This window comes from Nonomuraea sp. NPDC052265 (genome assembly GCF_044547985.1).
Lineage (GTDB): Bacteria > Actinomycetota > Actinomycetes > Streptosporangiales > Streptosporangiaceae > Nonomuraea.
In genome coordinates this window covers 161,583-174,899 of sequence record NZ_JBIUBJ010000008.1, presented here as the reverse complement: position 1 = coordinate 174,899, position 13,317 = coordinate 161,583, and the positions used below count along the sequence as shown (strand labels likewise).

Genomic DNA, 13,317 nt, shown 5'->3' with positions numbered 1-13,317 from the left:
AGGGCCGCCGAGTCCGGTCTCTGACGGTGCAGAGCCAGCAAGGTCGGACCACCAGGAAAGGGGCGGTGTCAGTGGATCGCTGCGCGCTGTTCGTGGACGCCGGCTATCTGCTGGCAGACGGAGCGATGGCCGTGCACGGCACTCGCCATCGCGAAGCCGTCGCCTGGGACTATCCCGGGCTTCTCCAGCTGATGACCAACCTGTCGCGCGAGCGCACGGGCCTGCCGCTGCTGCGGTGCTACTGGTACGAGGCGACCGTCGAGGGCCGCCGCACCCCGGAGCACGACGCGCTGGCCGACATCCCGGGCCTCAAGCTCAGGCTCTCGCGCATCCGGCCGGGCCGCCGCGAAGGCGTCGACGCCCAGGTCCACCGCGACCTCATGACCCTCGCCCGCAACAACGCCATCTGCGACGCCGTCGTCGTCAGCGGCGACGAAGACCTCGCCCAGGTGGTGTGCGACGCCCAAGACCTCGGCATCAGGATCACCGTCATCCACATCGCCGCCGACGGCGGGTGGGCCGTGTCCCGGTCGTTGCGGCAGGAGTGCGACGACCTGGTCGAGCTGGGCAGCGTCCACCTGCGGCCCTACGTCACCATGGTGAGCGGCGTCACCGAGTCCTCCAACGGCCACCACCAGCCGCTCGGCAACGGGCACGCCGCGCACTCGCTGCCGCCCGCCCCGCCGGCCGCGGCGCCGCCGTCCCCGCCGGCCTCGTTGCCGCCGGCTTCGTCGTCGGGCAGCCACGCGGCCAACCCGTCCTCCGGGAGCCACGCGGCTCCCTCCTCCGGGCAGCCGTCCGCCAACGGGCCGGTGTCGTCGGCCGGGCGGGGGCAGTCGTCCACGCCGCCGGTGCTGCCGTCGTACTCGGGGTACCAGGAGCAGCCGCCGTCCATCCCGCCGTCCGTGCCGCCGTCCGCCGCGCCGGCGACCGGGCCGTTGCAGCAGCCGCAGTCCGCCTCGCCCAGCACCGGGCAGTTCGCGACGCCGTCGTCGGGGGGCACGTACCAGCCGGCGCAGCTCGGGCCGTACACCGGGCCGCAGGCCGCCCCCGTCTCCCCGCCGTCCGCCGCGACCGCCGGGGCCACCACGCTGGCCGACGCCGTGAAGGCCGCCCACCGCGAGGGGCACGACTTCGGCGAGTCCGTGGCCCGCGACGCTCCCGCGCTGTGGCTGGAGGCCGTACTCGCCCGCAAGCCCCGCATGCCCTCCGACCTGGAGGCCCGCCTTCTGCAGGGCTCCTCGCTGCCGATCGACTTCCTCCTGCACGACGAGGTCCGCCACGCCTTGCGCCGCGGCTTCTGGGACGCCCTCGAACGCGCCCGCCACTGACCCACCCCGCCCGCCTCCCGGCCAACGGCGCGTACCGCCATGCCCGGGTGTCGGAACGCCCGGGCGCCGTGAGAGGCGGCCCGGGCGTTCGGTGGGACGGGGTCAGGAGAGGGCGTCGAAGCCGGCGCGCAGGTGGGTGAGCCGGTCGGCCAGGTCGCCCAGCGGGACGGCGAGCGCCGGATCCTGCGACTTGCGGGCCAGCTCCCGCACCCGGGTCAGCTCGTCCTCCACCGCAGTGAGCCGCCGCGACAGCTCCGGCAGAATCGAGGAGTGGTCACCCGCCCCCGGCGGCAACTCGCCGGTCAGCCGCTCGCGGAGCAACGACGCCTGCTCGGCCAGGCGCTTGTTCATGTTGTAGAGCTCGCTGAACACCGACACCTTCGCCCGCAGCACCCAAGGGTCGAACGGCTTGGTGAGATAGTCGACCGCCCCGGCCGCGTAGCCGCGGAAGGCGTAGTCGGGAGCGCTGTCGACCACGGTCAGGAAGATGATCGGGATGTTCCTGGTCCGCTCCCGCCGCTTGATGTGGGCGGCCGTCTCGAACCCGTCCATGCCCGGCATCCGGACATCGAGCAGGATCAGCGCGAACTCGGTGTTGAGCAGCGCCTTGAGCGCCTCCTCGCCGGACCTGGCGCGTACGGGCACCAGGTCGAGCGAGCTGAGGATCGCCTCCAGGGCGATCAGGTTCTCCTCGCGGTCGTCGACCAGGAGGATCTTCGCACGGTCCGGCATCGATCACGACCCTTCAGCGGTTGAGGGCGATGAGTCGGTCGTGGCCCCTCGCCCACGGCTGAGCCAGCCGCGCAGCCGTTCGAGCAGGCGATCGACGTCGACCGGCTTGGGCACGTAGTCGGACGCGCCCGAGGCGATGCTCTTCTCGCGATCACCTCGCATGACCTTAGCGGTCAGCGCGATGATCGGCAGGTCGGCGAACTGGGGCATGCGCCGGATGGCCGAGGTCGTGGCCCAGCCGTCCATCTCCGGCATCATGATGTCCATCAGCACGAGCGCGACGTCCTCGTTCCGTTCGAGCTGTTCGATCCCCTCGCGGCCGTTTTCAGCGTAGACGACCGTCGAGCCGTGCCGTTCCAGCACGCTGGTGAGGGCGAACACGTTGCGGATGTCGTCGTCGACGATGAGGATCTTGGCGCCGTTGAGCGGGTCGTCGCCCTGCCACTGGGCGGGCGTCTCCACCGGCGCCTCGACCAGTTCGGGCATCGGCATGTCGAGCGGCATGGGCGGCTCGGGCATGGTCCTGGCGGCGGCCTGCTCCTCGGCGGACGAGGTCATGAGCTGCCGGCGCGGGGCCGTGCTGCCGTCTGTGGCGGCCAGCGGGCCTGTGTAGGAGGCGGGCAGGTAGAGGGTGAACGTGCTGCCCCTGCCCAGCTCGCTGTCGACGTGGATCTCGCCGCCGAGCAGCCGCGCGATGTCGCGGCAGATGGCCAGGCCGAGGCCGGTGCCGCCGTACTTGCGGCTGGTGGTGCCGTCGGCCTGCCTGAACGCCTCGAAGATGACCTCGCGCTTGTCGGGCGCGATGCCGATGCCGGTGTCGATCACCTGGAACGCCAGCAGGTCGGTGGCGTCGTGGAGGGTGTCGTCGTCGAAGTCGACGCCCCGCGGCGCCGCCGCGACCCGCAGCTTGACCTCGCCCTTCGGGGTGAACTTCACCGCGTTGGACAGCAGGTTGCGCAGCACCTGCTGCAGGCGCTGTTCGTCGGCCCGCAGCTCGCTCGGCACGTCGGAGGCCACCTCGACGCTGAACGACAGCCCCTTGTCCTGGGCCAGCGGCGCGAAGGCCGCCTCCAGCAGGTCGACAATCTTGGGCAGCGACACCTGGATCGGATGGATGTCCATCCGGCCCGCCTCGACCTTCGACAGGTCGAGCATGTCGTTGATGAGCTGGAGCAGCGCCGACCCCGCGCTGTGGATCGTCCGGGCGAACTCGACCTGCTGGGAGGTCAGGTTGCCCTCGGCGTTCTCGGTCAGCAGCTTGGCCAGCACCAGCAGGCTGTTGAGCGGCGTACGCAGTTCGTGGGACATGTTCGCGAGGAACTCGGACTTGTACCGCGAGGAGACCGCGAGCTGCTCGGCGCGCTCCTCCAGCGTGCGGCGGGCCTGCTCGATCTGGAAGTTCTGGATCTCGATCGCGCGGTTCTGCTTGGCCAGCAGCGCCGCCTTGTCCTCCAGCTCGGCGTTGGACCTGCGCAGCTCCTCCTGCTGCCGCTGGAGCTCGTCGGAGCGCTCCTGCAGCTCACGGGTGAGCCGCTGGGACTCGGTCAGCAGGTCTTCGGTGCGGGAGTTGGCGATGATCGTGTTCATCGTGACGCCGATGGTCTCGACGAGCTGCGTCAGGAAGTCGAGGTGCACCTCGCCGAACGGGGTGAAGGAGGCCAGCTCCAGCACGCCGAGCACGCGGTTCTCGAACAGGATCGGCAGCACCACGATCTGGGCGGGCGTGGACTGGCTGAGCCCGCTGTCGATGGTGATGAACTGCGGCGGCACGTCGTCGAGGATGATGTGCCTGCCCTCGGCCGCCGCCTGGCCGACGATGCCCTCGCCGATCGCGAACCTCCGGCGCGGCCCCCGGTCGGGACGTACGCCGTAGCCGCCGATCAGCGTCAGCTCGTGGTCGCCCTCGGGGTCGATGCCGTAGAAGGCGCCGTAGCGGGCCGAGACCAGCGGCGTCAGCTCGCTCATCGTCAGCTTGGCCACCTCGAACAGGTCGCGGTGGCCCTGCATGAGCCGGGAGATGCGGGCCAGGTTGGACTTGAGCCAGTCCTGCTCCTGGTTGGCCTGGGTGGTCTCGCGGAGGTTGGCCACCATCGAGTTGATGTTGTCCTTCAGCTCCGCCAGCTCGCCCTGCGCCTCGACGGCGATCGAACGCGTCAGGTCGCCCCGAGCCACGGCGCTGGTCACGGTCGCGATGGCGCGCACCTGCGTGGTCAGGTTGCCGGCCAGCTCGTTGACGCTCTCGGTGAGCCGCTTCCAGGTGCCCTCGACGCCCTCGACCCGGGCCTGGCCGCCGAGCTGGCCCTCCGAACCCACCTCGCGGGCCACGCGGGTGACCTCGGAGGCGAACGAGGAAAGCTGGTCGACCATCCGGTTGATGGTGGTCTTCAGCGCCAGGATCTCGCCCTGGGCGTCGACGTCGATCTTGCGGGTCAGGTCGCCGTTGGCGACGGCCGTGGTGACCTCGGCGATGTTGCGCACCTGATAGGTCAGGTTGTTCGCCATGAAGTTGACGTTGTCGGTGAGGTCCTTCCAGACGCCCGACACGCCCTGCACCCGCGCCTGGCCGCCGAGCTGCCCCTGCGTGCCAACCTCGCGGGCGACGCGGGTGACCTCGTCGGCGAAGGACGAGAGCTGGTCGACCATCGTGTTGAGGGTGTCCTTGAGCTGCAGGATCTCGCCCTGCGCGTCAACGGTGATCTTCTTCGACAGGTTGCCCTGCGCCACCGCGGACGAGACGGCCGCTATCTGGCGCACCTGCGAGGTCAGGTTGTTGGCCATCGAGTTGACGTTGTCGGTGAGGTCCTTCCAGACCCCGGACACGCCGCGCACCTGCGCCTGGCCGCCGAGCTGGCCCTCGGTGCCCACCTCGCGGGCCACGCGGGTGACCTCGGAGGCGAACGAGGACAGCTGCTCGACCATCGTGTTCATGGTCGACTTGAGTTCGAGGATCTCGCCCTGGGCGTCGACGTCGATCTTGCGGGTCAGGTCGCCGTTGGCCACGGCCGTGGTCACCTGGGCGATGTTGCGCACCTGGTAGGTCAGGTTGTTGGCCATCGAGTTGACGTTGTCGGTGAGGTCCTTCCAGACGCCCGACACGCCCTTCACCTCGGCCCGGCCGCCGAGCTTGCCTTCCGTGCCGACCTCGCGGGCCACGCGGGTGACCTCGTCGGCGAAGGACGAGAGCTGGTCGACCATCGTGTTGAGGGTGTCCTTGAGCTGCAGGATCTCGCCCTCGGCGTCAACCGTGATCTTCTTCGACAGGTTGCCCTGGGCGACCGCCGTCGCCACGGTCGCGATCGAGCGCACCTGCGACGTCAGGTTGTTCGCCATGAAGTTGACGTTGTCGGTGAGGTCCTTCCAGACGCCCGACACCCCGGTCACCTGCGCCTGGCCGCCGAGCTGGCCCTCGGTGCCGACCTCGCGGGCCACGCGGGTGACCTCCTCGGCGAAGCCCGAGAGCTGGTCGACCATCGTGTTGACGGTGTTCTTCAGCTCGAACATCTCGCCCACGGCGTCGACCGTGACCTTGCGGCTCAGGTCGCCCTTGGCGACCGCGGTGGTGACCACGGCGATGTCGCGGACCTGCGCGGCCACGCGCGAGGACATCGTGTTGACGGCCTCGGTGAGGTCGCGCCAGCTTCCCGACATGCCCCGCAGGTTGGCGCTGCCGCCCAGCCGGCCCTCGGTGCCCGCCTCGCGGGCGACCCTGGTGACCTCGGAGTTGAACAGGGCGAGCTGGTCGACCATGCCGTTGATGGCCTTGCCCAGGCGGCGCACCTCGCCGCGGGCCGACCGGTCGAGGTCGATGCGCCGCGACAGGTCGCCCTTGGCCACCGCGTCGATCACGTCGGCCGCGCCGCTGACCGGGCTCACCAGGGCGTCGATCAGCATGTTGACCGACTCGACGCTCTCCGACCACGCCCCGACGCCCGGGCCGGGCGTCAGCCGCTCCCCGAAGCGCCCTTCCTTGACGACCTCTTTGCGAACTCTTGCCAGCTCGTTCGCGAGATGTTCGCGGCGGTCGGCCACCTCGTTCAGCAACAGACGCACTTCGCTGAGGATGCCGGGGGGCGCGTGAGGGACCCGACGCCGGAAATCGCCGTCACGCCAGGAGAACAGGGTCTCCAGCACGGGAACGAGATCCGATTCTGTATAGGTCCTCTCCTCCGGGCTTGATGCGGCCTTGGCCGTGGTCATGGGGCCTCCTTCACTCGCGACGGGTCCCGGCGAGTGATTCAAGTCTGTCACGATGAGTAGCTCGTAGTCCTGCCCTTGGATTTACCCCAAGTCAGTGAGAAGTGTGGTAGGCACGATGGGATGACTGCTTCTCCCCACGCGGTGCTGGCCGCGACCTTCGCGCCCGGCGATACCGCTGTGACGGCTGCGATGAGGTTCACGCGCGAGGTGATGACCGCGTGGGCCACCGTCAGCGTGCTCCACACCGCCGAGCAGGTGGCCGGCGATCTGGCGGAGCAGGTCTCTGACGAGCCGTTTGAGGTGATTTGGAAGCATTACGGGGATGCCGTGCAGGTCGAACTGCGGCAGCGGATCACCGCACACGGTGATCCGAAAGCTCCTTCCGTGAACGTGGAAGAGTGGGGAGTCACCTTCGCGGGCGATTCACGTGTCCATTGGGCAAGGCTCACGCTACCCGGCTCGGTGGACCAGGTGGCCGCCGAATGGCGGGAGGAGAGCGCGAGGGGCCCTCACTGGCTCGGGTTCCTGGCCGACGCGAGCGACCTGCTGGCCGGCACCCTCGACCCCGACATGGTCCCGGCGATCATCGCCCAGATCGTCGTGCCGCGCCTGTCGAGCTGGTGCGCCGTCTACACCGCCGGCAGCTCGGGCGGCCCGCTGCGGCTGGTCTACCTGTGGCACGCCGACGAGGCCCGCATCGACGGCCTGCGCGAGCAGCTCACGGACATGGACGTCGGCGCGGCCGACACGAGGGCCACGTCCATCATCCACCTGAACGACTCCCAGGTGCTGGCCGTGCCGCTCACCGCGCGCGGCCGCGGGCTCGGCATGATGTGCCTGGGCCGGTCCGACCGCTTCCCCGACGAGGTCATCCAGTTCGCCGAGGACATCGGCAGGCGCGCCGCGCTGGCCATGGACAACGCCCGGCTCTACGCCCAGCAGGCCGCGGCCAACCGGGCGCTGCAGCGCAGCCTCCTGCCGCCCAACGAGCCCGAGGTGCCCGGCCTCGACTACGGCGTCATCTACGAGCCCGCCGGCGAGGCCAACGAGGTCGGCGGCGACTTCTACGACCTGTTCAAGGCGGGCGACGACTCCTGGCGCTTCGCGATCGGCGACGTCTGCGGCACCGGCCCGGAGGCCGCCGCGGTGACCGGCCTGGCCCGCCACACGCTGCGCCTGCTGGCCCGCGAGGGCTACGGCGTGGCCGCGGTGCTCGGCCGGCTCAACCAGGCGATCCTGGAGGAGGGCGAGCGGGCCAGGTTCCTCACGCTGCTCCACGGCGACATCACGCCCGTGGAGTCCGGCCTGGAGGTACGGCTGGTGTCCGCCGGACATCCCGAGGCGCTGCGGCTCAAGCCGAGCGGCAAGGTGGAGGGGGTCACCACTCCCCAGTCGCTGCTCGGCGTCTTCCACGAGGTCGTGTTCGAGGCCGACACCATCCATCTCGACCACGGCGACGTGCTGCTCGCGGTGACCGACGGCGTGACCGAGCGGCGCTCGGGCGGGCGGCTGCTCGACGACGACGGCGGCCTGGCCAAGCTGCTGGCCGAGTGCGCCGGGCTGTCGGCCAGGGCGGTGGCCGAGCGCATCCGCAGGGGCGCGGCGGAGTTCGCCTCCGAGCCGAGCGCCGACGACCTCGCCATCGTGGTCCTGCGCGCGCGCTGACCGCGCCGGAGCGCCCCCGCAGGAGCGCTCCCACAACGTGCGCGAGACGGTCAGTCGACGTGGACGTGCTTGCGGGCGAACTCCAGTTGCAGGGCGGTCTGCGCGATGCGTTCGGCGACCACGAGCGAGCCGCGGATGGCGCCGTACGTGTAGAGCTCGTGCTCGCGCCCGTGCTCGGCCAGCTTGGCCACGTACTTCTCGATCTGGCGCAGCGGGCAGCGGGTGTCGTTCTCGCCGGCGAGGATCAGCAGGGGGCTCTTGATCTGGTCCACGTACGTGATCGGCGAGCAGAAGGTGTACCGCTCGGGCTGCTTGTCGGGGGAACCGCCGAGCAGGGCCCGCTGGTAGGCGCGCAGGCTCTCGGCCTCGTCCTCGTAGCAGGTCTGGTGGCAGGCGATGGGCACCGCGGCGATGCCCGCGGCCCACAGGCCGGGCTGGACGCCGAGGCCGAGCAGCGCGAGATAGCCGCCCCAGGCGGTGCCGGCCAGGACCAGCCGGGAGGGGTCGATCGTGCCCCGGTCCACCAGCGCCTGGCGTACGGCGGCGATGTCGGACAGCTCGATGTGCCCGACGTCGCCGTGGAGGGCGTCCCGCCAGGCCGAGCCGTAGCCGGTCGAGCCGCGGTAGTTGACGCGTACGACGGCGAAGCCCGCGTCCACCCAGGCCGCGACCTCGGGGGAGAAGGCGTCGCGGTCGTGGTCGGTCGGGCCGCCGTGCATGAGGAAGACCGCCGGGTAGGGAGCCGCGCCGATCTCGGGCTTGGACACCAGCGCGTGGATGCGCCCGCCGGGTCCCTCGACGTCGAGGTCCTCGACGGGGACGCTCGGCGGCGCCGGCGGGCCGCCCGGGTTGAGCACGACCTGGCCGTTGCTCGACCGGATGACCGGCGGCCGGGAGCCGCTGGACCAGGAGTACTCGATGTGGCCGCCGGGCCGCGGCGCGGCCTCGTCGATCACGCCGTGCGGGGTGTCGATGAGCGTCAGGACGCCGCCCGCCAGGTCGTAGCGGTGCAGGTAGCTGCGGGCGCGGTGGTCGCGCACGATCAGCAGGCCGCGGCCGTCGTCGAACCATTCGGCGGCCAGGTCGCCGGGGTCCTTCAGCCAGATCTCGCGCTGCTCGCCGGTGACCGGGTCCCAGACCAGGGGTTCGTGGCGCTGGCGGCGCTCGTGCAGGGTGAGCAGGCGGCGGTCGCCCACCACCGGGGCGAAGCGGAGGCCGTGCACGCCCTTGTCGGGGCCGTCGTAGAGCTCGCCGACGGTCTCGCCGTGCTGGTCGACCACGCGCAGCGCCGGACGGCGGAAGTCGCCGTACTCGCCGTGGTTGATGGCGATGAGGGAGCCGTCGAGGGACATGTCGGTCACCCAGGCGGCCTCGGCGTGCTCGTACAGCAGCTCGGCCGGCGCGCCGGGGCGTACCAGGTGGATCCTGAACGTGCCCTCGCTGGCCAGGCTGATGGCGGCCAGGCCGGTCGCCGACATCGCGATGCCGCCCGGCTGGCCCGGCGGCAGGCCGGGAGCGGCCGGCTCGCTCGGGCCGCCCGTGAAGGGCTGGCGCCACCAGGTGCCGAACTCGTCGCCGTCGGTGTCGGCGAACCAGTAGATCCACTGTCCCGCCGGGTCGATCGCCGCGTACGCGGTGCCCTTGGGCCGGTCGGTGACCTGGCGCACGGCGCCCGTCGCCCGGTCCCAGGCGTAGACCTCCCACGTCCCGGTGGCGTTGGAGCGGTAGATGGAGCGGTTCGGGGCCTGGCGGGCCCAGGTCGGCAACGTCATGCGTGACGCGCGGAACCTGGCTTGCCAGCGTTCCTCCGCCTTCATCCTGCGCGCCCCCTCCCATCGATGGCCCACGCCCTCTGGGTGCGGGATGCCGTCCAGTATTACGCCTGAGTCGGGGAAATACTCTGTGAATGTGGGGGAATTTCGGACTAAATACCCCATCAGTAACACCAGTCGCAGATGCCCGTCAAGGAACAGGTCTTGAACGGGGCTCAGGCTCGAAGATAGACAGGTGAAACGCGGCTCTGACCGTAACTTTATTCTGGCCATTCTTGGCATGTCGGCGGAAATAGCCCGATATGCGGGTCGCCAGCTCGGCGGAATCAGTGTGCCACGCGCTCGGGCCCATTCCCACGACTTGGATCAGCTCGTCCTGTGCGAGCTCCATGTCGAACTCGATCGTGCGCCGCCCGGTCCGGGCGAACCCGTCCATGCTGCGGGCGACCCGGCGGTCCTTCTCCTCATCGACCGAGAGCAGCCCCAGCTCCTCGACCAGCGGGCTCAGGTGCGCCGCCGCGGGCGTCGCGACGACAGCGGCCCCGCCGGGACGCAGGATCCTCCGGAACTCCGGCCCGTTCCTGGGCGCGAACACATCGATCACCACATCGGCCACCCCATGCCGGATCGGGAGCGGCCGCCACACGTCCGCCACGAACGCCCCCAGCCTCGGATGCGCCCGCGCCGCCCGCCGTACGGCGTGCTTGGACACGTCGAACGCCATCCCGATGCCATCGTCCACCGCATTCAGCACGGCCGCCAGATAGTGCCCGGTGCCCGTACCGGCGTCGACGATCACCGGTGCGACCCTGCCCGCCGCGCCGCGACCCTCGACGGCCACCGGTCCACCTTCCGGACCGGCCTCCACTCCCGCCCCACCGTACGCTCCCGACCCGGTTTCGTCATTCGATTCAGTAGAAGATTCACGTTTTTCTGGACCTCCCACCCGGGCCCGCACGGTGTCGGCCAGCGCCCCGGCCAACGGCGCGTAGTGCCCGGCCGCCAGGAACTCCGCCCGCGCGGCCACCATCGCGGGGCTGTCGGCGGTGCCGGGTGGGCGTGACCCGGTGAGCAGGCTGACGTACCCCTGCTTGGCCACGTCGAAGGAGTGCCCGCGCGCGCACCGCAGGGCGCCGTCGGCGAGCTCCACGTCCGCGCGGCAGACGGGGCAGATCAGGTGTTCGACGATGTCGGCCAGCATGCGCCCATTCTCCAGCGGCCTCACGCCGCCGCGCGCAGCGCCTCCAGCAGGAACGCGGCGTTGGACGGCGTCGTGCGCAGCTTGCCGATGAGCGTCTCCAGGGCCTGGTGCCGGTCCAGCCCGGCCAGCGAGCGGCGCAGCCGCCAGATCACCCGCTGCTCCTCGGGGTGCAGGAGGATCTCCTCGCGCCTGGTGCCGGAGGCGTCCAGGTCGACCGCGGGGAACAGGCGGCGTTCGGCCAGGTCGCGGGCGAGGTGGAGCTCCATGTTGCCGGTGCCCTTGAACTCCTCGTACAGGCTGTTGTCCATGCGGGAGCCGGTGTCCACGAGGGCGCTGGCGAGGATGGTCAGCGAGCCGCCGTCCTCGACGTTGCGCGCCGCGCCGAAGAAACGCTTGGGCGGGTAGAGGGCGCGGGCGTCGATGCCGCCGGTGAGCACGCGCCCGCCGCCGGGCGCCAGGTTGTTGTACGCCCGGCCGAGCCGGGTCAGCGAGTCGAGCAGCAGCACGACGTCGCGGCCGGCCTCCACCAGGCGCTTGGCGCGCTCGACGGCCAGCTCGGCCACGGCGGCGTGGTCGCGGTCGGGGTTGTCGAAGGTGGAGGCGAAGATCTCGCCCTGGACGGAGGCGCGCATCTCGGTCACCTCCTCGGGCCGCTCGCCCACGAGCACGACCATGAGGTGGACCTCGGGATGGTTGCGGCTGACCGCGGCGGCCAGCGCCTGGAGGACCATCGTCTTGCCGGCCTTGGGCGGCGCCACGATGAGACCGCGCTGCCCCTTGCCGATGGGCGCGACCAGGTCGATGACCCGGGTGCTGAGCGACCCGGTCTCGATGACCAGCCGCTCGTCCGGATGGACGGGCGTCAGCTCCTCGAAGCGCGGCCGGCCCCGCCACTCGGTCAGGCCGTTGACGGACTCGACGCCGGCCAGCCTGTTCCCGGCCACGGAGGCGACGACGTGGTCGCCGCGCCGCAGGCCGAGCTGCCTGACCTTCTCCGGAGGCACGCGGACGTCGCCCGGCCCCGGAAGGTGTTCCGCGCGGATGAAGGCGGACTTCTCGTGCACGTCGAGCAGGCCGCTCACCTGCCGTACGGACGTTTCCGCGCGCTGTTGCGGAATGGTGTGAACAGTCATGATGAGCCCCTTTGGGGGAGATACGCCGGACAGAGGCCCGGCGAGTTCGATGAAGAAGCCGGGCCCGGAGAAACCGAGGCGGGGCTTGGTGAGGAAAACCAGCGGAGCTGAAGCTCAACGCTTGTGGGGAAGATACCACACGTTCCGCCCCATGAAACGCCTAGCCCTCCTGGACTATTCCCGGACGGTTCTGGTGTGTTCTGCCGCGCGTGACGGCCGTACGCGTGACAATGTTCTTCGTCGCACCGCGCTGTGAGGAAACCCCGGCCACCGGTGCGCCGAACGCCACAGAACCCCTATCCAGCGCAGCGGCATCGTGTCAAGCGACATGCAGGACCCCTGCAACTCGATGGGGGTTCCATGGGCACATCCGAGCTCCTTGGGGGATCACCATGAAGACCGTCCACTGCCCGCAGTGCCACCACACGCTCGACGAAGGCCCGATCATGTACCGGTGCGCCCACTGCTGCCGCGCCGTCTACGCCGCCGACCTCGAGAACGAGTACGTGCCGCGCGAGCCCGTCGCCGCCTAACCTTGGCGGGATGAAGCACAACCCCATCACCGTCTCCGGCGTCGAGGTGACGCCGCTCTGCGACGCGGTGGGCCCGATGGGCCCCGCGATCCGCCTCCCGCTCGCCGAGATGTTCCCCGGCTCCGGCCGGGCGGACGATCCGTGGGTCCTGCACTTCCACTGCTACCTGCTGCGTGACGGCGCAGGCCGCCTCACCCTCGTCGACACCGGCATCGGCGGGGAGGACTCCCCGGCGGCCAGTTGGGCGCCCGTCCCCGGCGTACTGACGGACGAACTGGCGGCGGCGGGCGTCACGCCCGCCGACATCGACACCGTCATCCTCACCCACCTGCACAGCGACCACGCCAGTGGCGCGGTCGCCGACGGCGCCCCGGTGTTCGAGAACGCGCGCTACGTGCTCCAGCGGGCCGAGGTGGACTCCGCCGCCGGAGTCGCGGCCGACCGGCTCCTGACCCCGCTCAAGGACCACCTCCACATCGTCGAGGGGCAGGCCCAGGTCGCGCCGGGCATTCACGTCCAGCACACGCCGGGGCACACCCCGGGCCACCAGATCGCCAGGGTCGGCGACCTGGCCATCACCGGCGACCTCGTGCTCCACCCGGTGCAACTGGCCGACCCGGGCGTCCACTACGTCTACGACGACGACCGGGAGACGGCCGCGCGCACCCGCACCGAGGTCCTGGCGGCGCTGCGCGCCGAGCGGGCGACGATCGCCACCGCGCACTTCAGCGAGCCGTTCATACGCCTTTGATC

9 protein-coding genes are annotated in these 13,317 nt (G+C 70.8%); 4 read left to right on the top strand and 5 right to left on the bottom strand.

Annotation, left to right across the window (positions count from 1 at the left end):
• Positions 1 to 71: 71 nt before the first annotated feature.
• Entirely contained in the window at positions 72 to 1,331 is a 1,260-nt protein-coding gene (locus ACIHAD_RS24625) for an NYN domain-containing protein (RefSeq protein ID WP_397357159.1), read from the top strand.
• 102 nt (positions 1,332 to 1,433) lie between these two features.
• On the opposite strand, the gene ACIHAD_RS24620 is transcribed toward ACIHAD_RS24625, so the two are convergent.
• Entirely contained in the window at positions 1,434 to 2,063 is a 630-nt protein-coding gene (locus tag ACIHAD_RS24620; RefSeq protein ID WP_397356950.1) for a two-component system response regulator, read from the bottom strand.
• Positions 2,064 to 2,066: 3 nt separating this feature from the next.
• Positions 2,067 to 6,260: a HAMP domain-containing protein gene (locus ACIHAD_RS24615; protein WP_397356949.1), complete on the bottom strand. Its 4,194-nt coding sequence runs from the start codon at positions 6,258 to 6,260 to the stop codon at positions 2,067 to 2,069.
• Positions 6,261 to 6,380: 120 nt separating this feature from the next.
• Here ACIHAD_RS24615 and ACIHAD_RS24610 point away from each other — a divergent pair, with 120 nt between their 5' ends.
• Entirely contained in the window at positions 6,381 to 7,925 is a 1,545-nt protein-coding gene (locus ACIHAD_RS24610; protein ID WP_397356948.1) for a PP2C family protein-serine/threonine phosphatase, read from the top strand.
• Between the two features lie 50 nt (positions 7,926 to 7,975).
• Here ACIHAD_RS24610 and ACIHAD_RS24605 read toward each other — a convergent pair whose 3' ends face one another.
• The 3 genes from ACIHAD_RS24605 to rho all read right to left on the bottom strand — a co-directional run bounded on the left by ACIHAD_RS24605 (position 7,976) and on the right by rho (position 12,031).
• Positions 7,976 to 9,742: a S9 family peptidase gene (locus ACIHAD_RS24605; RefSeq protein WP_397357158.1), complete on the bottom strand. Its 1,767-nt coding sequence runs from the start codon at positions 9,740 to 9,742 to the stop codon at positions 7,976 to 7,978.
• A 145-nt stretch (positions 9,743 to 9,887) separates the two neighbouring features.
• Positions 9,888 to 10,898, bottom strand: coding sequence for a putative RNA methyltransferase (locus ACIHAD_RS24600; RefSeq protein WP_397356947.1), 1,011 nt, complete (start codon positions 10,896 to 10,898; stop codon positions 9,888 to 9,890).
• 20 nt (positions 10,899 to 10,918) lie between these two features.
• Positions 10,919 to 12,031: a transcription termination factor Rho gene (gene rho / locus ACIHAD_RS24595; RefSeq protein ID WP_397356946.1), complete on the bottom strand. Its 1,113-nt coding sequence runs from the start codon at positions 12,029 to 12,031 to the stop codon at positions 10,919 to 10,921.
• Between the two features lie 392 nt (positions 12,032 to 12,423).
• Here rho and ACIHAD_RS24590 point away from each other — a divergent pair, with 392 nt between their 5' ends.
• Entirely contained in the window at positions 12,424 to 12,564 is a 141-nt protein-coding gene (locus ACIHAD_RS24590) for a hypothetical protein (protein WP_397356945.1), read from the top strand.
• Between the two features lie 10 nt (positions 12,565 to 12,574).
• Positions 12,575 to 13,315, top strand: coding sequence for an MBL fold metallo-hydrolase (locus tag ACIHAD_RS24585; RefSeq protein ID WP_397356944.1), 741 nt, complete (start codon positions 12,575 to 12,577; stop codon positions 13,313 to 13,315).
• Positions 13,316 to 13,317 lie beyond the last annotated feature (2 nt).